This is a genomic window from Methylocapsa acidiphila B2 (genome assembly GCF_000427445.1).
GTDB lineage: Bacteria > Pseudomonadota > Alphaproteobacteria > Rhizobiales > Beijerinckiaceae > Methylocapsa > Methylocapsa acidiphila.
This window is the reverse complement of record NZ_KE386496.1, coordinates 2,126,165-2,146,953: the sequence shown is the minus strand read 5'-3', so window position 1 is coordinate 2,146,953 and position 20,789 is coordinate 2,126,165. Positions and strand designations below refer to the sequence as shown.

General features: G+C 65.2%; 19 protein-coding genes and 1 pseudogene. 8 read left to right on the top strand and 12 right to left on the bottom strand.

Annotated elements, in window-relative coordinates; all coding sequences use genetic code 11:
- Positions 1-8: 8 nt before the first annotated feature.
- The 5 genes from METAC_RS0112475 to METAC_RS23475 form a co-directional block, all read right to left on the bottom strand.
- On the bottom strand, positions 9-236 hold the full coding sequence (locus METAC_RS0112475) for a F0F1 ATP synthase subunit C (protein WP_026607288.1): 228 nt from the start codon (positions 234-236) through the stop codon (positions 9-11).
- A gap of 57 nt (positions 237-293) precedes the next feature.
- The gene (locus METAC_RS0112470; RefSeq protein ID WP_036255553.1) at positions 294-1,034 is read right to left on the bottom strand and encodes a F0F1 ATP synthase subunit A; all 741 of its coding nucleotides are present in this window, start codon (positions 1,032-1,034) and stop codon (positions 294-296) included.
- Between the two features lie 112 nt (positions 1,035-1,146).
- A complete protein-coding gene (locus METAC_RS23480; RefSeq protein WP_051335838.1) occupies positions 1,147-1,569 on the bottom strand; it encodes an AtpZ/AtpI family protein in 423 nt (140 codons plus the stop codon).
- Positions 1,570-1,819: 250 nt separating this feature from the next.
- Entirely contained in the window at positions 1,820-5,275 is a 3,456-nt protein-coding gene (gene smc, locus METAC_RS0112460; protein ID WP_026607286.1) for a chromosome segregation protein SMC, read from the bottom strand.
- Between the two features lie 368 nt (positions 5,276-5,643).
- Complete coding sequence (locus tag METAC_RS23475; RefSeq protein WP_051335551.1) at positions 5,644-6,009, bottom strand: hypothetical protein; 366 nt, start codon at positions 6,007-6,009, stop codon at positions 5,644-5,646.
- 128 nt (positions 6,010-6,137) lie between these two features.
- On the opposite strand from METAC_RS23475, the gene METAC_RS23470 reads away from it, so the two are divergent.
- Positions 6,138-7,868: a SulP family inorganic anion transporter gene (locus METAC_RS23470; RefSeq protein WP_036255551.1), complete on the top strand. Its 1,731-nt coding sequence runs from the start codon at positions 6,138-6,140 to the stop codon at positions 7,866-7,868.
- On the top strand, positions 7,865-9,079 hold the full coding sequence (gene chrA, locus METAC_RS0112435; protein WP_026607285.1) for a chromate efflux transporter: 1,215 nt from the start codon (positions 7,865-7,867) through the stop codon (positions 9,077-9,079). The genes METAC_RS23470 and chrA overlap by 4 nt, the downstream gene beginning before the upstream one ends.
- Before the next feature lie 4 nt (positions 9,080-9,083).
- Here chrA and xth read toward each other — a convergent pair whose 3' ends face one another.
- The 3 genes from xth to METAC_RS23465 form a co-directional block, all read right to left on the bottom strand.
- Entirely contained in the window at positions 9,084-9,869 is a 786-nt protein-coding gene (gene xth / locus METAC_RS0112430) for an exodeoxyribonuclease III (protein ID WP_026607284.1), read from the bottom strand.
- Positions 9,870-9,961: 92 nt separating this feature from the next.
- Complete coding sequence (locus tag METAC_RS0112425; RefSeq protein WP_156898207.1) at positions 9,962-10,141, bottom strand: hypothetical protein; 180 nt, start codon at positions 10,139-10,141, stop codon at positions 9,962-9,964.
- Between the two features lie 126 nt (positions 10,142-10,267).
- Positions 10,268-11,377, bottom strand: coding sequence for an FUSC family protein (locus METAC_RS23465; RefSeq protein ID WP_051335550.1), 1,110 nt, complete (start codon positions 11,375-11,377; stop codon positions 10,268-10,270).
- A gap of 226 nt (positions 11,378-11,603) precedes the next feature.
- Between METAC_RS23465 and METAC_RS23460 the strand changes: the two are divergent.
- The 3 genes and pseudogenes from METAC_RS23460 (at position 11,604) to METAC_RS25225 (ending at position 13,503) form a co-directional block, all read left to right on the top strand.
- Positions 11,604-12,079 (top strand): annotated as a pseudogene (locus METAC_RS23460) (low molecular weight protein-tyrosine-phosphatase).
- Positions 11,991-12,884, top strand: a complete 894-nt coding sequence (locus tag METAC_RS23455) for a fructosamine kinase family protein (protein ID WP_425338910.1) — start codon at positions 11,991-11,993, stop codon at positions 12,882-12,884. The pseudogene METAC_RS23460 and the gene METAC_RS23455 overlap by 89 nt, the downstream one beginning before the upstream one ends.
- Positions 12,862-13,503: a glutathione S-transferase family protein gene (locus tag METAC_RS25225; RefSeq protein ID WP_026607282.1), complete on the top strand. Its 642-nt coding sequence runs from the start codon at positions 12,862-12,864 to the stop codon at positions 13,501-13,503. The genes METAC_RS23455 and METAC_RS25225 overlap by 23 nt, the downstream gene beginning before the upstream one ends.
- A 30-nt stretch (positions 13,504-13,533) precedes the next feature.
- Here the strand turns inward: METAC_RS25225 and METAC_RS0112395 are convergent, their stop codons facing one another.
- Complete coding sequence (locus METAC_RS0112395) at positions 13,534-15,192, bottom strand: MFS transporter (RefSeq protein ID WP_156898206.1); 1,659 nt, start codon at positions 15,190-15,192, stop codon at positions 13,534-13,536.
- A gap of 262 nt (positions 15,193-15,454) precedes the next feature.
- Here METAC_RS0112395 and METAC_RS0112390 point away from each other — a divergent pair, with 262 nt between their 5' ends.
- Positions 15,455-15,832 carry a hypothetical protein gene (locus METAC_RS0112390; protein WP_026607280.1) on the top strand — a complete coding sequence of 126 codons (378 nt, stop codon included), beginning with the start codon at positions 15,455-15,457 and terminating at the stop codon, positions 15,830-15,832.
- Between the two features lie 73 nt (positions 15,833-15,905).
- Here the strand turns inward: METAC_RS0112390 and METAC_RS0112385 are convergent, their stop codons facing one another.
- From METAC_RS0112385 to METAC_RS26915, 3 genes are all read right to left on the bottom strand, one after another.
- On the bottom strand, positions 15,906-17,144 hold the full coding sequence (locus tag METAC_RS0112385) for a DUF5666 domain-containing protein (protein ID WP_026607279.1): 1,239 nt from the start codon (positions 17,142-17,144) through the stop codon (positions 15,906-15,908).
- Complete coding sequence (locus tag METAC_RS23445) at positions 17,141-18,010, bottom strand: DUF6502 family protein (RefSeq protein WP_036255547.1); 870 nt, start codon at positions 18,008-18,010, stop codon at positions 17,141-17,143. Before METAC_RS23445 ends, METAC_RS0112385 begins: the two co-directional genes overlap by 4 nt.
- A 293-nt stretch (positions 18,011-18,303) precedes the next feature.
- Positions 18,304-18,474, bottom strand: a complete 171-nt coding sequence (locus METAC_RS26915; protein WP_210162541.1) for a hypothetical protein — start codon at positions 18,472-18,474, stop codon at positions 18,304-18,306.
- Between METAC_RS26915 and METAC_RS25220 the strand changes: the two genes are divergently transcribed.
- Together METAC_RS25220 and METAC_RS0112370 are read left to right on the top strand one after the other, a co-directional pair.
- Entirely contained in the window at positions 18,475-20,079 is a 1,605-nt protein-coding gene (locus tag METAC_RS25220; protein ID WP_198017211.1) for a glycosyltransferase, read from the top strand. It begins immediately after the preceding gene.
- A gap of 145 nt (positions 20,080-20,224) precedes the next feature.
- Positions 20,225-20,767, top strand: coding sequence for a LabA-like NYN domain-containing protein (locus tag METAC_RS0112370; protein ID WP_026607277.1), 543 nt, complete (start codon positions 20,225-20,227; stop codon positions 20,765-20,767).
- The last annotated feature ends 22 nt before the right edge of the window (positions 20,768-20,789 follow it).

Sequence of the window (20,789 nt, the reverse complement as noted above, 5' to 3'; positions counted from 1 at the left end):
TTTAAGAGTTACTTGACGAAGAGCAGGAGGATCGCCACGAGAAAGGCGAAAATGCCAAGGCCTTCAGCCAAAGCCGCGCCGATGAAGGCGCGTCCGAATTGCGCGTCGGAGGCGGTCGGGTTGCGCAGGGCGCCCGACAAGAAATTGCCGAAAATCAAGCCGACGCCGATGGCGGCGGCGCCCATGCCGATGGCGGCGAGGCCGGCGCCGATGAATTTAGCTGCAACGGGATCCATGACTAACTCCTGAGCTTTGCGAAGATTGGGCGACCGATCTGTTGTTCAAATATTTATTCAGTGGCCCGGATGAATTGCGTCATTGAGATAGACGCAAGTGAGAATGGCGAAGACATAGGCCTGCAGCACCGCCACGAGCAGCTCGAAGGCCGTCAAAGCGACGGTCGCCGCGAGCGGCAGCGGGGCGATCACCGCATAGGCGCCGGCGCCGAGCAGGGTCGCGACGAAGCCGCCCATCACCTTCAAAGTGATGTGGCCGGCGAGCATATTCGCGAAAAGACGAACCGAAAGGCTGATCGGGCGCGAGGCGAAGGAGATGATCTCGATCAGCACAAGGAAGGGAAGCAGGAAAGGCGAGACGCCCGACGGCACGAAGAGATGCAGGAAATGCGTCCCATGGCGGATGAGCCCGTAAACGATCACCATGCCGATGACGAGGGCGGCGAGCGCGAAGGTCACGATGATCTGGCTGGTGACCGTGAACGTGTAGGGAATAAGGCCGATCAGGTTCGAGAAGAGCACGAACAGGAAAAGCGTGAAGACGAAGGGGAAGAAGCGCATTCCCTCCTGCCCGGCGGAAAGGCGCACGGTGGAGGCGACGAATTCATAGGTCATCTCCGCGGCCGATTGGAGCCGGCCCGGCACGATCGCCCGCGGCCATGTTCCGACGATCATCAACGCCGCGGAAGCCAGGACGACGATCAGCATGAACAGAGCGGCGTTGGTGAAGGAGGCGTCGACGCCAAAAGGATGAAGGCTGACGATCCGTTCAATGTTGAACTGGTGGATCGGATCCATGGTGTGTTCTTCCGCCACTGCTTGATATCCCTTGCCTTAAGTCCCGCCGGCGCTCTCGATCCGTCCGGCGCGCCGTCCGGCCCTGCTTCGCGCGACGAACTCGCGCGTTAACTCACTTGTCGCCGTCTCTCGAACCCTGGGGAGTAACGGCGATGCGATATACATTCCAAAATCCCGCCGCTGTCCCGAGGGCCAGAAAAATCAGCAGGAACCATGGCGTCGTGCCGATCCATACATCGATTTGCCAACCGATGAGAAAGCCGACGACGACAGCCGCAACGAATTCGCTGAGCACGCGAAAGCCGAGACTCATCGCGCTTCCGAGAGACCCGGCTGTTGGCGCGCCTAAGTCTTGATCGGCGGGAGCATGCCCGCTCGCGTCCTTTTGCGCATCGAGCGCGTGCGTGAGCTTGTCGAGCCGGGCTTTTAGGCTTTCTTCTTCCCGACGGTCCTGCTCTTCGCGCTCTTGCTCGCCTCGTTTTTGGTCTTCGCCCGGCTTAAGGCTTGCGCCGCGCCGTGTTTCACGTTCAGCCACGCGTCTCTCCCGCTGCGCCTGGAACATCCTGGGGTTCTATAGGACGCGCGGCGGCGAAAAGCGAGAAAGCGGGGGACTTTTAGGGCGATTGCAGCAAAAGAAAAAGCTTCGAGGTAGGGCTCCTCTCGGCCGGGCGCACCATAGGGTCGGCGCACGAGCCTGTCAAGACTTAGGCGCGGGCGTCTAAGTCATTGGTTTTATAAATATAAATGCTATTGAGGAAAATCGCCTCGGGGACCGAGGGGCTTGGTCAGCTCGCTTCGAGAAAGCGCTCGGCCTGTTCGAGATCGACGCTGACGAGTTGGCTCACCCCCCGCTCGGCCATGGTCACGCCGAAGAGCCGGTTCATCCGCGCCATGGTGATCGGATTGTGCGTGATAGTGATGAAACGGGTCTCCGTCTTCTGGCGCATCTGGTCGAGCAGATCGCAAAAGCGCTCCACATTGGCGTCGTCGAGCGGCGCGTCGACCTCGTCGAGCACGCAGATCGGCGCCGGATTTGTCAGAAAAATCGCGAAGATGAGCGACATCGCCGTCAGCGCCTGCTCGCCGCCGGACAGGAGCGTCATCACCTGCGGCTTTTTTCCCGGCGGGCGGGCGAGAATTTCGAGTCCCGCCTCGAGCGGATCATCCGATTCGATCAGCTGCAGCTCGGCCGATCCGCCGCCGAACAGGCTGGTGAAAAGCTCCTTGAAATGCGCATTGACCGTCTCGAAGGCGCCGACCAGCCGCTCGCGTCCTTCCTTATTCAGGCTTTGGATTGCTTGGCGCAGGCGCCGGATCGCCTCGGTTAGGTCCGCGTGCTCGGTTGCGAGACTGGCCTTTGACGTCATGGCCTCGTTCAATTCGTCCTCGGCGCGCAAATTGACCGCGCCGAGGCGCTCGCGATCCTGCTTCAGGAGGTCAAGCCGTTTTTCCACCTCGCCCGCCTGCGGGAGATCCGCATTGGGGGCGACATTGGCGAGCGCGGGGAGATCGGCGGCTGCGCAATCGAGCTCCGTCGAAATGGCGTGCAGGACTTCGTCGCAACGCCGACGCGCGGAGTCGACCCGCGTCTCGCTGCGCGCTTTCTCCTCGCGCGCGGCGCTCATGGAGTCGAGCGCGGCGCGCGCCTGGCGATCGGCTTCGGCGAGGCGCGCCTCGGCCGCGATGCGCTGGTCCGTCGCGAGCCGATGGGCTTCTTCGGCGGCGGCGATCTGATCCAGCAAAGTTCGGCGCGTCGAGAGAAAGGCGTCGGGCGTCTCGAGAAGGCGCTCGCGCTCTTCGGCGGCCTCGGCGAGCCGCGATTCGAAAGCGTCGAGCTGGCCGCCCGCGCCTTCGCTGCGGACCTGCCAGGATTTGCGCTCGTCCGCGATCGCCTGCAGCCGCTTCGCCCGCGCCTGGGCCTCGCGCGAATGAGCCTGTAATTCGGCGCGGGCTTCGGCGGCGGCGGCGCGGCCCTGCGCCGCCCGCTCCCTCGCCGTCTCGAGACGGGCCGAGGCCTCCGCCGAGGCGTCCAAACCATCGGCCGCGGCCTCGGCGCGCGCCCGTTTTTCCAGCGCTTCGTCGCGATTGGCGGAAAGACGCGATAGGGCCTCGTCGAGCGCCGAGAGCCGCGCCGCCGCCGCCGAAACGCGCCGCTCCGCCGAAGCGTCCTTCTCGCGCGCGGATTCAACCTCGCGAAGGGCGTCCTTGTGCCGGCGCCGCGCCTCGCTCTCGGCCGCCGCCGCCGCGACGAGATCGGCTTGGGCGGCGTCGGCCGCGACTTTTAAATCGTCCGCGAAAACGCGCGCCGTTTCGGCTTCGGCGGTCAAATCTCCGAGACGGTTTTTCTCGGCGAGCCGCCGCGCCGCCGGCGTCGGCGCCTCGGCGGCCTGGGTGAAGCCGTCCCACCGCCACAGGTCGCCTTCCTTGGAAACCAGCCTTTGGCCCGGCTTCAACAGCTTGCGCAGCGCCTGTCCCTCGCCGCGCAAGACCACACCGATCTGGTCGAGCCGCCGGTTGAGCGCGATCGGCGCGGTGACGAGAGCCGACAAGGGCTGCACGCCGGGCGGCAACGCCGGATCGTGGGCAGCGTCCGTATGCGCCCAATGCGCCGGGGACGCCGGATTGGTCGAGGCGTCGAGATCGTCGCCGAGCGCGGCGCCGAGCGCCGCCTCATAGCCTTTGGCGACGCTGATCTCCTCGGTGACCGCGGGCCAAAAGCCGCCGCTTCCCGCGTTCAGCAGTTTCGACAAGGTCTGGACCTGTGTCGCGAGATTTTGCGCTTTGCGCTCGGCCTCAGCGAGCGGCGCGCGTGCGGCGAGCTCGGCCGCGCGCGCCTCGGCGTGGCGGGTTTCGGCCTCCGCGACTTCATCTTCTAGGACAGCGGCGGTCTCGACGGCCTGCTCGAGCGCCGCCTGCAGAAGGAGGCGATCGGCGCCGTCGCCGAGCTCGGCTTCGCGCGCGGCGCGCTCCCGCGTCACTTCGGCGAGCTCGGCTTCGAGCCGCGCCAATTGCGCCGAGGCGTCCCTGAGCGCTGCTTGCGACGCGGCGCGGCGCGCCTCGATCGCGGCCCGGGCCTCTTGTGTCTCCGCGAGTTCTTTTTCGGCGCCGGCGAGACGGATCTCGGCTTCGGCGCAGCGGTTTCGCGCCGCCGTCTCGAGCTCGGCTTCGGCTTCAGCGGCCTCGGATAGTTCCTGCGCCTCGGCGTCAAGGCGCGCGAGCACGTCGGTCGCGTCCTCGATCAGACCGGTCTCGCGGGCAAGATCGCTGGTCATTTGCGCGATTCTGCGCTCCAGCTCGGCGATGCGGGCCTTGGCGCGCCGCTCCTCGCCGTCCAGGGTCTCGCGCGCTAGGACGAGCTTTTGCAGTATGGCGGCGGACTCCGCCTCGGCCTCACGCAAGCCAGGAAGCTCATGCGCGGCGATTCCTTGCAGGCGCGCGGATTCGGCTTGAAGTCGGGTCCGCTCCGCGACGTCGCGCGCATCGGAATCGAGCTTGCGTTCGGCCGATGCGAGTTCGCTCGTCGCTTCGGCGTGATTGATCAACGCGAGCAGGGCCTCGGCGCGCCTGATCTCGGCGGCGAGATTGCGGTAGCGCGCCGCCTGACGGGCCTGGCGCTCGAGCCCCTTCGTCTGGGAGTCGATTTGCTGCATGATGTCGTCGAGGCGCGAGAGATTGTCCTCCGCCGCCTTGAGGCGCAGCTCCGCTTCGTGCCGGCGGGAATGGAGGCCGGCGACGCCCGCGGCCTCCTCGAGGATGCGGCGGCGCTCCTGCGGCTTCGCCGAGATCATCTCGCCGATCTGGCCTTGGCGCACCATGGCCGGCGAGCGCGCGCCGCTCGACGCGTCGGCGAATAGGAGTTGCACGTCGCGCGCCCGCGCTTCCCGCCCGTTGATGCGATAGGTCGAGCCGGATTCGCGCTCGATGCGGCGGCTGACCTCGATGATGTCGCTGTCGTTGAAGGCGGCGGGCGCGGCGCGGTCCGCATTGTCGATGACGAGGCCGACTTCCGCCATATTGCGCGCCGGCCTATTGCCGCCGCCGGAGAAGATGACGTCGTCCATGCCGGAGGCGCGCATATTGCGCGATGAGCTCTCGCCCATCACCCAGCGCATGGCCTCGACGAGATTGGACTTGCCGCAGCCGTTGGGCCCGACGACGCCCGTCAGACCTGGCTCAATGAGAAAGTCCGTCGACTCGACAAAGGTCTTGAACCCCGACAAGCGGAGCTTGGTGAATTTCATGGCGCAGCCCTCATGCCGCGATAAGCCTCCGGCCTTACTGCAAGTCCGGGCGAGGCTCGTTAACCTTTAGTTAATGGATTTGCGGCGCAACGCGCGTCTCGCCCGATTCGTAGCGATGATTAGCGCGCGAGCGGTCGGGCGAAAGCAAGGCTTCGCGCTTAATTTTCTGTGTGGAATCGATCTGCGCCGGCCGCAAAGCGTCGCCGCGCGGAATTCTAATCCGCTGCCCAGGGGGATTCTAAACGTAAGCGCGCTGCGCGAAGCGCAGCGTCGAGCTTTGAATTTTTTGCCGGCGGCGAGTCTCGCCGCGCCGGCTCATCGACCTAGGGCGCGTCCCAGCCTATTGATCTTGGAGCGCGCTCCAAGATCTAATGCTTCTTGTGGTGATGGCCATGATGGGCCGGCGCCACGAGCGCGCGGCAGGCCGGGCTGATATAGGCTTTGTAAGTGACGAGGCAGGAGTGGATCTTGCCGTGGTCGGGAATGAAGGGGCCGCAAAGGCGAACCGCGTCGTCCTGGCAAGCGGCGGTCTCCCGCTCCAGCGATGTGGATCGCGCCGAGGCGGCCGCGGACACGAGGATGCATGCAAGAGACGCAGCGATCGCGAGTTTCAGCCCCATAATCTTAGCCTCGTTTTCCGGCGGCGGGTTCCGTTTTAAAGTGACCGACGCGCGGGATCGCTCTCGGATCGAGGTGGCGCGCCGCAATTGCGCCTCGATTGCGCCATGTAGCATTCATCGAAACGCCACCGCAAGCTAGTCGGCGCGGGAGGGGCTCTTGGCGTCGGCCCGGCCGCAGTCTATAGCTGGGTCAGCGAGCCCTTCACGACAAGTCGTCACATCGAGGGCGGGGTGTAGACTGCATGGCGGCGGCGCATGGCTCCACCAATTCAGCGCCCCAGCCCGGCAGCCGATGGCCCGTCTTTCGCTCGCTGGCCGGCTACCGCCCTAGCGACTTGCCGCGCGATCTCGTCGCCGGGCTCACTCTGGCGGCGATCGCCATTCCCGAGCAAATGGCCACGGCGCGTCTCGGCGGCTTCTCGCCGGAAATCGGTTTTTTCGCCTTCATCGCCGGCTCGCTCGGCTTCGCCCTTTTTGGCGCGAGCCGCTCCTTGTCATGCGGCGCCGATTCGACCATAGCGCCGATTTTCGCCGGCGGGGTCGCGCTTCTAGCGGCGGCTGGGTCGCCGCATTATGGGGCGCTCGCCGCAGCCTTGGCGTTGATGGTCGGACTAGCCCTTGTCGCCGGCTGGCTCTTCCGGCTGGGCTGGATCGCCGATCTCCTGTCGATTCCGGTCACGACGGGCTTTCTGGCCGGCATTTCGATCCATATCCTTGTCTCGCAGCTGCCGAGCGTCCTCGGGATCGCGGATGAAGCCGGTTCCCTTCTTCAGCGGGGCGCTTATTTGGCCGCGCATCTTCATGAGGCGAACCGCTTCACCCTGGCGATCGGCCTCGGGGTCTTCGCGATCGTCGTCCTGTCGGAACTGGTCAGCGCCCGCATTCCCGGAGCGCTGATCGGGCTTGTTCTCGCCACTGTCGCGCTGGCCGCTTTTGGGCTGGAGGGCAAGGGCGTCGCCGTCATCGGGACGGTTCCTGCGGGTTGGCCTTCCGTGAAGGCGCCGACAGCCTCGATCGCGGAGCTGGCGCAACTTCTGCCGTTGAGCCTGCTGATCGCTTTGGTCGTCATGGTGCAGACAGCGGCCACGACACGCGCCTTTCCCTCCAATCTCGATGCTGCGCCCGACGTCGATCGCGACTTTCTCGGCGTCGGCGTAGGCGGAGTCATGGCCGCGATCGTCGGGGCCTTTCCCGTCGATGCGAGCCCGCCGCGGACGGCAATCGTCTCGGAGACCGGCGGGCGCTCGCAACTCGCCGGCCTCGCGGCCTGCGCGATTTTGCTCGCCGTGGCGGTTTTTGGGGCGCAGCTCCTGACCAGGATTCCCGCCGCCGCCCTGGCGGGAGTTCTGCTGTTCGTGGCCCTGCGAATCATCCGGGTCGAACAGATGGGAACGATTTTTCGCCAGTCCTTCGGCGAATTTCTGCTCGTCGTCGCAACTTTCGCCGCCATCGTGGCGATGCCCATCGAGCAGGGCGTGGCGATCGGCGTCGCGCTTTCGCTGCTGCATGGCGTCTGGAGCGTGACGCGCGCCCATGTCATCTCGTTCGAGCGCGTGCCGGGAACGACGGTCTGGTGGCCGTCGGTCCCCGATCATCACGGCGAGACTTTGCCGGAGGTGCGCGTGCTGGCGTTCCAGGCGCCCTTATCGTTCCTCACCGCCTCTCGCTTTCGCGCCGACGTATTGGCCGCTTTGCGCGCCGCGCCGCAGCCGACCCGGCTCGCCATTCTCGAAGCGAGCGCCATTGTGGAAATCGACTTCACCGCCGCTCAAACATTGCGCAGCCTCATTCGTCAGTGCAAGGAGGAGCAGATTATTTTCGCCATCGCGCGCCTCGAATCAGTGCGCGCGCAAAACGCCTTGAAGCGCTTCGGGATCGACAAGGCGCTCGGACCGCATCGGCTGTTTCGCAGCGTCGAGGACGCGGTGCGGGCGTTGCGGCCCCAGCCTCCTGCTGGACGAGCGTCGCAATGACGGCAATGCAAAAGGCTGTCGGATCCCCGCTCGAAATTCTCCTTGTTTTTCTCAGGCTCGGCCTCACCTGTTTCGGCGGTCCCATCGCCCATCTCGGCTATTTCCGGGATGAATTCGTGGCGCGCCGAAAATGGCTGGACGAGTCCGCTTATGCCGATCTTGTCGCCCTTTGCCAGTTCCTGCCGGGACCGGCGAGCAGCCAGGTCGGATTTTCCATCGGCCTCGTGCGTGGCGGCTATGTCGGCGGGCTCGCGGCTTGGGCCGGCTTCACTTTGCCGTCGGCCCTTATCCTCGTCATGTTCGCCTATGGCGCGAGCCTGTTTCATGGCGCCGCCGAAGAAGGGCTCTTGCATGGGCTGAAGCTCGTGGCCGTCGCGATCGTCGCCCAGGCGGTCTGGGGCATGGCCAGAACCCTCTGCCCGGATCGCGAGCGGGCGTCCATCGCCGTCGCCGCGGTCGCGATCCTCTCCATCAGCGCGTCCTCCGCCGCGCAGATCGCGACCATCGTCATGGGCGGCGTCGCCGGCCTCTGGCTTTGCCGGGCGGAGCCGATGCGCGCCGACGCAATCTACGGGCTATTGACCCCAGTCTCGCGCGGCGCGGGCGTCGCGGCGCTCTGCGTCTTCTTTGCGCTTCTCGCCGGCTTGCCTATCCTGGAAAGACTCACCCAATCCCAGGGGATCGCCTATTTCGACGCCTTCTATCGCTCGGGCGCCTTGGTCTTCGGCGGCGGCCATGTCGTCTTGCCGCTGCTGCGCGAGGCGGTCGTCGCGCCGGGCTGGATCAGCGACACGGCTTTTTTCGCGGGCTATGGGGCGGCTCAAGCCGTGCCCGGACCGCTTTTCACCTTCGCCGCCTATCTCGGCGCCGTGGCTGGCCCGCCGCCGAATGGGATCGAGGGCGCGGCGATCGGCCTCCTCGCGATCTTCATTCCCGGCCTGCTGGCGCTTCTCGGCCTGCTGCCTTTTTGGGAGGCTTTCCGGCGTCGACCCGGCGCGCATGCGGCGATGCGTGGGGTCAACGCCGCCGTCGTCGGCCTGCTCGGCGCGGCGCTCTACAACCCGCTTTGGGTCGGCGCGGTCTCGACGCGCGCCGATTTCGCGCTCGCGCTGAGCGGGTTCCTTCTCTTGACGGCCTGGCGGGCGCCGCCGCTTCTGGTCGTCGTCCTCGGCGCGCTGGCCGGCGTCATCCCAGCGCTCGCCTCATCGTAAGGCGCTACGCCGCGCTGGCGAGCTCGATCCTGACCGGCACATGGTCGGAGGGCTTATCCTCGCCGCGCAGCTCCTTGTCGATCGAGACCTTGACCAGCCGGTCGGCCGCCTGGGGCGACAGCAAGACGTGATCGATGCAAATGCCTTTATTCTTCTGCCACGCGCCCGCCTGATAATCCCAAAACGTGTAGAGGCCGGCGGCGTCTGTCGTCGCGCGCAAGGCGTCGGTCAGTCCGAGGTTCAGGAGCGCGTGGAAGCGCGCCTTGGTGTCGGGCAGATAGAGCGCGTCGCCGATCCAATCCGCCGGATCATAGCAATCGCGCGCGGACTCGATCACATTATAGTCGCCGGCGAGAACAAGCGGCTCCTCGAGCGGCAGAAGCGATCTCGCATGGGCGATGAGCCGATCCATCCAGGCGAGCTTATAGGCGTATTTGTCAGTCTGCGGCGGATTGCCGTTGGGCAAATAGATCGAGGCGACGCGGACGATTCCGGCGCCGTCGGGAACGAGCGCCTCGATATAGCGCGCGTGCTCGTCGCTTGGATCGCCGGGCAGGCCGCGCGTCACTTCGATCGGGGCCTTGGCGAGAATGGCGACGCCGTTGAAGCCTTTCTGGCCTTGCACGGCGACATTATAGCCGAGCGCCTCGACTTCCGCATGCGGGAAGGCTTCGTCGACGCATTTCAGTTCCTGGAGGCACAGGACGTCGGGAGCCTTGTCGCGCAAATAGCGCAGGAGATGCTCGGTCCTCTGGCGCACCGAGTTGACGTTCCAAGTCGCGATCTGCACGCAAGGGGCTCCGCTACGAAATTGGCTTCGCAGCGAACCTAGCAAAGATCCGCGCATTCGGCGATGAATGGGTCCGATGCTCGGGAGCCCGGTCAGGCCGGATCGCGCGGATAAGGCGGCGGGCTCGACGCCCGGACGATCCTGCGCGGCGCGTAACGCCGGTTGTAGAATGCGTCGAGCTCAAAAGGATCGCTGGTTTCGGGACGGGCCACGCGCGGACCGCGCAAGGCGTCCAGCAGCAGTCGCGCAATATGCCGCAATTTTGCACGCATCTTCGTCGCTTTCGTCAACAAACGCCACGGTCGGGACACGGCGGAGTTCGCGACCCGCGCCGAGCCCGAGCGATCCGTCCAGGATGAGTCTCACAAAGTTAAATTCTCGTTGTGGCGTCGGGACATTCACATGGAGGAATAGGCGCAATCGGTCACGCTCGCGGCGAGATCCTTCAAATTTTCGCGCAGCTGCTCCAGGGCGAAGCCGAGCGCGAACAAGTGCTCGAGCGCGTCGCTCGGGAGCGCTCGAGTCGCGCCGTCACGGCGCAGCGCGTTGATTTCCTCCATGAAATCCTCGATCGAGCCATTGACGGCTGTGAGAGGCGGCTGGTTGCGGCCGGCGAGGAGAGCGTCGCTGGTCGCGCGGAGCCAGGCGTCCGCCGTCGCGCCGACGCGCGTGAGCAGAGGGCCGAGCCGGTCTCGAAGGGGCTCCGCGAGCGGGGCCGCGCCGGCGCGGCCGATCATGATGAGATCATGGCGCAGCCGCAATAGCGAGCGCGGGAGCGAGCGCGGCTCGGCCGGATTCGAGTAGCGCGTGACGCGCCGCTCATGCGTCGCCTCGCTTTCGACGGCGTTGAAGCGCGCCAAGGCGTCGCCCAGGCTTCTTTGAATTCTCAGGATCGCGGCGCGATCGGTCTTGCGGGTGAAGGCGGAAAAGAGGCTCGGCAAAGCGCTCGCCATCAGATCGATCAGGTCGGCGGCGGCTTCATTCGCCATGACATGGGCGCGGGCCGGCAGGATCAGCAAGGAGACCAGAAGCCCGACGCCGCCGCCGAGCGCGACCTCGAGCACCCGGGTCGACGCCGATGCGATCGGGCCTGCATGGGTCGCCTCCGATCCCAGGACGACGAGAACCGCCGTGAAGGGCCCGATCCGAAAATTGGGATTGAGCGCGGCGAGCAAGGCGAGCGGCGCGACGGCGAGACCGAGCACGCCGAGCAACGCCAGCTCCGATTGATGGGGGACGAGCGCGGCGATCGCGCCCGCGTAAATCGCGCCGCCGACCGTGCCGATTGAATATTCGAGCGCCGCTTTCAGGGAGCCGCCGACGCTCATCTGGGTCACGACGACGGCGGTCAAGATGGCCCAGAGGCCGCCGAGCGGAAGCCTCAGCGCCTGGGCGATGATGAAGGCGAGCGCGACCGAGACGGTCACCCGCAAGGAAAGGCGCAATTGCGCCCTCCGCTCTCGAAGCAAGGCCGCGGTTCGTCTGCACGCTTTTGCGACGCGGTTCATGTCGGGCCTCGGCGCAGCGACGCTCAGGTTCGTCCCTGTAAGCCGCGCTTTCGCCCATGGCCAGAGCGCGTTCCGATCGAAAAAGTCAGTCAACTTTTTTGGAACATACCCTAAAGCAGCCGGCGCCGATCACGCGGATTTTGGATTGATTGTCCGAAACCAGCATGGTCCAAGCGCGGGCACGGGATCTATCACATCTTTCGCCGAAGACGGAGGATCGCAAGCCGTGTCCGCCAAGCCCGCCGTCCTGTTCGTCTGCCTCGGCAATATTTGCCGCTCGCCGCTGGCCGAAGCCGCCTTCCGGGTCGAGATCGCCCGGATCGGGCTCGAGGCGGAAGCGGATTCCGCCGGAACCGGAGACTGGCATGTCGGCGAGCCGCCGGATCGGCGGGCTCAGGCAGTCGCGTTTCGTCATGGCGTCGACATCAGCGCCTATCGCGCGCGGCAGGTGAGCGCCCATGATTTTCGCCGGTTCAGCCATATTGTCGCGCTGGACTTCCAAAACCTGACCGCGCTGGAGGCGATCCGCCCCGCTGACGCCGGCGCCGAGCTCAGCCTGCTGCTCGACCATGTCGAAGGCCGCGCGGGGGCCAGGCGGTGGCTGATCCCTATTATGGCGACGCGGCCGCCTTCGAGATCGCATGGGCCGAAGCGACGCTGGGCGCGCGAGGGCTGGCGCGCCGGCTCGCCGCATCGGCGTGAGCGGCCTCGCCGAGATCGGCGCCGCGCTGCTCGGCGGCGTCTTGCGCCGCGCCTGGCCGATTCATGGCGGCGACCTCTCAGAGGTTCTCAGAATCATTCTCGACGACGGACGCGAAGCCATCGTCAAGAACGGGCCTGCGCCGAGGACGGAGGCCCAGATGCTCCGCGCGATCGCCGCCGCCGGAGCGCCGGCGCCCGCCGTTCTGGCCGCGAGCGACGAGGCATTGGTCATGGCGCCTCTGCCCTCCGACGGCGGCGTGAACGGCGCTTGGGCGAGCCTTGGCGAAGCTCTGGCGACGCTTCATGCGAGCCTTGGGCCCCGCTATGGCTGGCCGGCCGATTACGCCTTCGGGCAAGTCGCGATCGAAAACGGCTGGAGCGAGGACTGGCCGCGTTTCTGGGGCGGCGCGTCGAGGCGCTGGCGGCGGATCTGGCAAACCGCTTGCCGGCGCGGCCGGCGCCGGCCCTTCTTCATGGCGATCTCTGGAGCGGCAATATTCTGGCGGCGGGCGGCCGGGTCGAAGGCTTGATCGATCCGGCCTGCTATTATGGCCATGCCGAGGTCGATCTCGCCATGCTCGGCCTGTTCGACGCCCCGGCACCGGCTTTCTTCGCGGCCTACGGGCCTCTGGACCATGGCCATGGCGAGCGGCGGCGATTTATCGCCTCTGGCCGGCGCTCGTTCACTTGCGGCTTTTCGGCGCGGGCTATAGGCCGATGGTCGAGCGACTGCTGCTGTCAGTCGGGGCTTGAGCGCCGCAATTTTAAAAGAGCATGGCAAGATGAAGCTCTATTCGGAAGATAGCTCGCCGTTTTCCGCGCCGGTGCGCGCTGCGGTCTATGCGAAGGCGCTCGACGTCGAGATCGAGCCGCCGCCGGGCGGACTGCTCTCGGCGGAGTTCCACGCCATCAACGCGGTCGGAACGATTCCCTGCCTCATTCTCGAAGACGGGACGCCGCTGCCGGAATCCGCCGCGATCATGGAATATCTCGAGGATAAGTTTCCGACGCCCTCCTTGCGGCCAGAAGGGGCGGAGGCGCGGGCGCGCGGGCGCCTGCTGCAGCGAATCGGCGAGCTGCACATCATGACGCCCTTGGTCGAGCTCGCCCGGCGCGCCGATCCCGCAGCGCCCGATCCGGACCCGGGGGTCTGGTTGACGCGCTTGGTGCGCGGCCTCTCGTCGCTGCAAACCTATGTTGGCGAGGAGCCCTTTGCGCTCGGCGCGCAACTGACTTTGGCCGATTGCGAGCTCGCGCCCGCTTTGTTCATGCTTCGCAAGACCGCGGCCGCCTATGGCAAGGCGGCCTTGCTTTCGGCCTATCCGCCGGTCGCCCGTTATCTCGCGGGCAGCAGCCGGCATCCGGCGATCCGCCGGGTCTTGGAGGAAATGGCGCCGACCTGGGAGTTGAGGGACGGCGCCTGAGGCCGATCGCTCCGCCGAACCGGCGCAGCATCAGTCGTTCGCATAAATGTCGCGATTTTTGGTTTCGGGTACGAGAAACGAGCCGATGACGAAAGTCGCGAAGGCGAAGATGATAGGATACCAGAGTCCATAATAAATATCGCCGGTCTGCGCCACGAGGGCGAAGGCCGTCGCGGGCAGGAGGCCGCCGAACCAGCCGTTGCCGATGTGATAGGGCAGCGACATGGAGGTGTAGCGGATGCGCGTGGGGAAGAACTCGACGAGCGCCGCCGCGATCGGCCCATAGACCATGGTGACATAGATCACGAGAAGGAAGAGCAGGCCGATGATCTTGGCGACCTGCGGCTGGAAGACGTCGATCGGATTGGCCATTTTCACAATGCCTGGATCATTGGCCTTCGGATAGCCTGCCGCTTGCAGAGCCGCGGACACCGCCTTGCCGAATTCGGCGGAGGCGGCCTTCGCGTCGGCGACCTTGGCGGCGTCATAGGCCGCGATCTCACTGTCGCCGATCTTGATTTTCGCGATCGAGCCGGCGGGAGCCTTGACCCTCGCGTATTTGACGGCGTTCTTGGCGAGAAAGTCCCGCGCGATGTCGCATGGCGTGGAGAACACCCGCGTGCCGATGGGATTGAACAGGTTGCCGCAACCGGCCGGATCGGCGACGACGGCGACCTTGACGTTTTGCAGCGCGCTGTAAAGGGCCGGGTTGCCGTTCAATGTGATCTGCTTGAAGATCGGAAAATAGGTGACGGCCGCAAGCAGGCAGCCCGCCATGATGATAGGCTTGCGCCCGATCTTGTCCGACAGCCAGCCAAAGACGATGAAGAAGCCCGTCCCGAGAAGCAGGGCCCAGGCGATGAGCAGGTTCGCCGTATAGCCGTCGACCTTCAAGATCGATTGCATGAAGAACAGGGCGTAGAACTGTCCCGCATACCAAACGACGCCTTGGCCCATGGTCAGGCCGAAGAGCGCGAGCAGCACGAGTTTGGCGTTCGTCCAATTGCCGAATGCGTCGGACAGCGGCCGCCTCGAGCCGGAGCCTTCCTGCTTCATCCGGACGAAGGCGGGCGATTCGTTGAGCTGCAGGCGAATCCATAGGGAGATCGCGAGCAGGATGACGGAAACGAGGAAAGGAACGCGCCAGCCGAAAGCGGCGAAATTCGTCTCGCCATAGATCGTGCGCGTGAAAAGAATCACGAGAAGCGAGAGGAATAGTCCGAGCGTGGCCGTAGTCTGGATCCAGGATGTGTAAAATCCGCGCCGTCCGTTCGGCGCATGTTCGGCGACATAGGTCGCCGCGCCGCCATATTCGCCGCCGAGCGCCAGTCCTTGCAGCAAACGGGCGGCGATCAGAATGATGGGGGCGGCGATCCCGATCCGGTCATAGTTCGGCAAAAGGCCGACGATGAAGGTCGCCGAGCCCATGATCAGAATGGTGATGAGGAAAGTGTATTTCCGCCCGACGAGATCGCCGAGGCGGCCGAAGACGAGCGCGCCGAAAGGCCGCACGAGAAAGCCGGCGGCGAACGCGAGAAGCGCGAAAATATCGGCGGTCTGCTTGGGAAACTGGCTGAAGAATTGCGCGCCGATGATGGTCGCGAGAGATCCATAGAGATAGAAGTCGTACCATTCGAAAACCGTTCCGAGCGAAGAGGCGAAGATGACCTTCCGCTCGGCCCCTGTCATCGGCCGAGTTCGTCCTTGGACTTTCTCCGATATAGCCGCGTCGGCCATTGAATCTTTCCCCGTTATCGACCGTTCAATAGGCTGCGCCCGGTGTCGAGCTTGACCTTGAGTTTCTCATTGTTCAGGCTCCTAAGGAAGTCCGCGATTCTCCTTCAGCCTTCCTTGAGACCGCGGCCGGCCATTGACAGGAGTAGCGCGCTGCTGCGAATTCGCTGGGGCGCAATCGCGCGGGGCGGCGGCGGTTTTTCGAGGGGTGGTCGGAATGGAACTCGAACGCAATAAAAGAGCGGCGCGCATATTCGCCGGACTGTTCGCGGCGTGCGTCTGCATTGGAGGCGCTTCGGGGAGCGCCTCGGCGGAGGGCGAACTCAACCTCGTTTGCGCGGGCAATAGCTACGCGAAGGGCGGTCCGTTTCCGACCGAAGAAACGGTCTCCCTCAAGATCGCGCAGAAGCAGCCGGTTATGATCGGCTTTTCTGGCGCGCAGCAGCCGACTAAAGCGAAGACTGTTTCGAACAATGACATTCAGCTGAAATTTGCCGCGCAGGGCCTCACCGGCGAATATTTCTATTTCAGCGGCGATCTCTTTCTCATCCACGCCGATGGGCGCTTCACCAAGCTTCTTTGTAAGCCCGCCTGACGTAAAGGCGCCCATGCCGAACATGAGCGAGAGCCGTATGAGCGCGTCGGCTCCCAGGTTTCCTCGCCCGGCTCTAACGCCGGCCAGCACCCCCCGGCGGGCCGAAGCCGCCGGGTCCTAATCCGCCTCCCGTTCCGCTCAGCCCACCGGGATTTCCAAACCCTCCCGCTCCTGCGCCGGGGAGGCCTCCGGGCGCGCCTAAGCCAGTGGGAGAGCCTATTCCACCCGATGCGTCGAAACCGCCTGGCGTTCCGGAGCCGCCGGGCAGGGTGAAGCCGGGGGCTTCGCCGCCGTCTCCAGCTCCGCCAGCGGCGCCGGGCGCGCCCGAGCCGCCCTGCTGATTGACGTCGCCTCTGCGATCTGATGCCCCGGGCCGGGGAACGCCGCCGCTTCGATCAATACGGATCGATCGGGCTTTCAGCCGGCCATTGCGCTCGAGCCCCGCGTTGATCACGGCGACGACCGCTTTTCCGCGCGGCAGATCGCCGGCCTCACCCGAAACGACGAGCCCGGAGCCCAGGCGTAGTCCCGAGCCGACGCGCTCGACATAGGCCTCGACGGAAAGGTCCTTCACGCCGCGAGTCAGGAAGGCGAGTTCGCTCTGCGCGCTGGACACCGCGAAGACGCTTCCGGACATGCGCCCGGTCAGGATGGCGCGTTGGCCGATCAGGGCGGGGTCCAATCCCGCGAGCTTCAACCGGCCGACCATGGCCGAACCATCAGGCCCGGCGACGAGCGGACCCGCCACGCGCTCGGCGTCGCCGGGGCGTTTTTCGACTAGGGTCGCCACGATCGTTCCGTCGAGACGCCGGAGGCCGCTCACCGCGACATGGTCGCCGATTCGCCATTTCGATCCCGCCTTTGGCAGTTCCACGGTGGAGACCGTCTGGCCGAGCAGGCCGAAGCCGTCGAGGGAGACGCTCTCGATGCGTCCGACGACTTCGCTCGAGACCTCGATCTTGCGGGTGGACAAGCCGCCGTCGCGCGGCAGGGCGACGACCCTGACCATTTGGCCGAGCTCGAGGTCGCTGAGTCGCCCGGGCGTTCCGTCGAGGCTCACGCTCACGTCCTCGGGATAGGAGATCCGCAATCCATTCACGAAGATGCTGCCGAAGCGCCGAATGGTGCCAATGACGCCGGTTCCGCCGATTCCCCGATCGCGCTCCGATTCCTTCGGCTCGGCGGTCGCACCCGTGCCGCCGATCCCGCGATCGAGATAGGTTCCGGCCTCTGCGCGGTCGGGATGCGCAAACGCCGCCGAAACGGCGGCGAAGAGCCCTTTCAGGATCTTTCTTCGCGAGGGATCAATCATGGGCCGCGCTCGTCTTGCTGCGGTTTTTCTACGGGCGCCGGTGGCGAAGGTTCTTCTTCGCGATAGACATAGACGCCGAAAGTCCACCGGGACTCGCCGCCGGCGTCGGTTTCGCAAGCGGCGTGGGCCTCCCGATTGATCTGTTGAAGGACTTCGGCGGCGAGCTCGCGCGAGCGTTGCTCGAGCCGCTGCGCGAGAGCGCTAGATAGGCCGTCATAATGCACGGCGCGCTCGATGAAGCGGGGCTCCTCGCCGAGCACATTGGCGACGGCCGCCGCAGCATGGTCGTGGAGATTGCGGCCGAAATAGTAAAGCTGCTGCTTGCTTCCGCCGCGGGGAACGAAGGCGGCCTCCGCGAGAACCACGCGGCCCTCGGCGTCGATCGTCGCGATCTTGCTGTCTAGCCACTCGTCGAGCACAGCGCGGGCGCGCAAGTCCCGGGTGACCGAGGCGACGAGCGATTCGAAAGACGGCTGGCCGTCCCGCAGGGCGATGCGGGGGAGCGGGAGGGGCCTGTTCTCGGAATCCGTATATTCGGGCGCGGCAAGCCAGCGGGCGATAATGCGGCTCGTCCGCGACAGGCTCGCCGGGGCCGCGCTGATTGGGGCGCCGGCCCCTCGGAGCCGTCGCACCTCCTTGCGATGAATGCCGGTGAGCAGGCTCACTCGGCTGTCCGTCTGCTCCTTTCCGGGCAGGGCGAAGTCGTGCTCGGCGACATTCACGTAAAGCTCACGGAGAAGATCGCAAAGGGCCGGAAATGTGATCCCGCTCCGGACCAAAAGCCGCACGAGCGGCCGGAGCAGTCGGGCGACAGGCGCCTGAAGCTGCGTTGGATCGGGCGGCGCGCATTCCGAATTTTGCGACATGCCTTCAGCATATGCCGGAAATTGAAGTGGGATACAATCCCACAAGCCGCTTGACGTGGGAGAAATACCCACATATAAGGTGTGTGTGAACTTATCCCACACATCGGAGGGCCAATGCCCGAAACGATCTCAAGGGCTACGATGAAAGCTCGCCCGTCCAGCCAATGCCGTTGTTCGTGCGGGTCACCGCGGGCGCAGGCTTCGCAACATCTCGCCGCCCTGCGCCGCGCCGGGCTCTTCCTGGCTGTCGCTATCGCCCTGACCGTTCCAATGGCGGTCGCGGGGAAATGCTCTCAACCGTCGTCGGAGCCGAGCAGAGACCTGGCGCGATCCGCGATGCGCCTTTCGGACTTTGCGATCAGCCCGTCATTCGCCATCGCCGCCGTGCGCTGAGATTTCGCCGCGCTCGACGCCAAACGCGATCGCGCGTCGTTTCCCGACGCCAGCGCTTCGAGGACGCTCAAATGGTTTTCTTTTTCCACGGGCTCGTCGGCCCCGACGACGCCGCCAATTTTTTGTCCCACGACCTTTGGCGGCTGGCGATGGCCGCGTCTGCGTCGCCGACCGCGAAGCTCGGGGGCCTGCCCAGCGCCTTCACCGGCTGCGCACTTCGGTTGGCGCTGAGAGTTTTTCATGCGCTGGCGAAGCGCGTCGGCGCTGCGCCGCCTTTCGACAGGCCGCGCGAAAGCTTCGACGCCGGTGGCCGGCCCCGGAGCCTTGCTAACGCCTTGGCGCGGAACGCCGCGCGAGAGGACGAACCACCCGAGCAGGGCTTGGTCTATCTCGATCTCAGCGATGTCTTGTGCCACGCCATCTGGCATGACAGCTGGGCCGGCATTCCGCGCGTTCAGCTCGAGATCGCCGCGAGTCTCGGGCGCACGCGCCAAAGCCTCCGCGTAATCGCTTTAAGGAATCGGAAATGGCGCGATCTGCGGCCTTTGCTCGAAGCTGCGGATGGCGACGTCGACACGATGTTTCGGCTGATGCGGGCTGTCTTCGTCGACTTTCATTGGTCGCCGGCCGGCGTCGTCGCCTATGTCGTCAGTCGCCTTAAATATCGCTCTCTGTTGCGCCGGGCCGAGCCGCCCGAGCCTGGGGCTCGCGACACTGTCTTTATCGGCGGCGCCTTTTGGATTGATCGCGACATCATCGAATTTTGCCGCCGCGCGGCCGATCGCGGGGCCAATCTGATTGTCCTGCTCCATGATCTGATTCCGCTCGTCACGCCCTATTTCACCGGCCATGACTTCCGAGACGAATATCTGGCGATGCTACGCCTTCCGGCACATTTCATCGTGACGACGCCGCGCAACCGCCGCGATCTGGAGAGCGTCTGGCAAGGGCGCGGCGATGCGGGGCCTGTAGCGCGAATCTCTATCGTTCATTTGGCGGATGAATTTCCGGGCGCGCAGCGAAACGAGTGCTTATGCGAGGCCTCGTCCCGGCTCGCGCGCCTGCGCGGCGAAGATTTCGCGCTTTGCGTCGGCACTGTCGAGATCCGGAAAAATCACCTCGCGCTCCTCCTCGCTTGGGAAGAGCTTGCGGTCGAATTCGGCGAGTCATTGCCGAAGCTCGTGGTCGCCGGACGGCGCGGATGGAAGGCCGACGCGGCCCTGGCGAGGCTGGATGAGCTGGACGCCGCCGGCGACCTCGTCCAATTCGTCGAGGCGCCGAGCGACGACGAACTGCGTTGGCTTTACGCCTCCTGTCGCTTCACGGTTTTTCCAAGCTATTTCGAAGGTTGGGGCTTGCCGGTCGGCGAGAGCTTTTGGTTCGGCAAGGCCTGCGCGGCTTCGAACGCCGGCTCGATCCCCTTTGTCGGGCGCGATCTCTGCCAATATTTTTCGCCCTACGACGCCGAGGAGATGAAAGCGGCTGTTCGCGCTCTTCTCAACGCGGAGACCCGGCGATCCTTCCAGGCGAAAATTCGCGCGACGCCATTGCGAAAGTGGGAAGACGTCGCGCGGGACCTCAACGCGAAGATTGTCGAGGGGCGTCCTACCTGCGACGCGTCGAATACGGCTCCTGCATTTCGGGCGGGTGAATCCGAGGGACTGCGCCGTGCGTGAGAATACGCGCCTGCCGGCTCGCTCTGCTTTCCGGCGCAACGCAGCTTCCATCCCGGGCGGGCCCGGTCATCAATCAAATTTATTTCGACTACGCCTGTCGCGGCAGGCTAGCGAGAACGTCAAAACAGGGTCAAAGTGAGCCGGCATGACAAAAAATAGAAATCAGCTCGCGGCTTTCATCGATGGGGCTAACCTGCATTCGGCGGCGAAATCCCTAGGGTTCGAAATCGATTTCCGGCGTTTGCTGCTCGATTGCCAAGGCCGGGGGCGCTTGCTTCGCGCCTTTTACTATACGGCTGTGGCCGATGAGGCAGCGCCGATCCACGCGCTCATCGATTGGCTCGATTACAATGGCTTCGCGGTGGTGACGAAACCATCCAAGGAATTCACCGACACGGCGGGTCGGCGGAAGGTCAAGCGAAGCATGGCTGTGGAACTGGCTGTCGATGCGCTGGAAATTGCTGCTCACGTCGATCACGTCATGCTATTTTCTGGCGACGGCGACTTTTCTCCGCTCGTCGCGGCGCTGCAGCGCAAGTCGGTGCGGGTCTCTGTCGTCTCGACGGCTCTGACCCAACCTCCCATGGTCGCGGACGAATTGCGTCGCCAGGCGGACGAATTCATTGAACTCCATTTTCTTGCGGACGGTTTGCGCCGCGAGCCGGCGAGCGGCAAGCCGATCGCCTGAGCCGCGGATCTCGCGACTTGCG